Here is a 247-nt window from a genome sequence, read left to right on the forward strand (position 1 = left end):
GAGGAAGACACCCACGCCTTGCTCGCGTAGCGCGTTTACCGCGTCGTGGTACCGCACCGCCTGGCGGGCGTGCGCCACCCAGTATCCCGGTTCGGTGACTTCCGCGCCGGGGGTGCCAGAGACCACCGGGATGGTCGGTTCTCGCCAGGCCACCTCGGCCAACACGTGTGCGAACTCGGCCAGCATCGGTTCCATCAACGGTGAGTGGAACGCGTGGCTGACCCGCAGCTGCCGGGCCTTGCCGCCC

General features: G+C 69.2%; 1 protein-coding gene. It reads right to left on the minus strand.

From position 1 onward, the window contains the following. Positions 1 to 195: hypothetical protein (locus ACLQ22_RS32125; RefSeq protein ID WP_425695624.1), on the minus strand; the 195-nt coding region annotated here is incomplete at its 3' end. Positions 196 to 247: the final 52 nt, after the last annotated feature.

It is taken from the genome of Micromonospora sp. DT178 (assembly GCF_049841695.1).
Lineage (GTDB): Bacteria > Actinomycetota > Actinomycetes > Mycobacteriales > Micromonosporaceae > Micromonospora.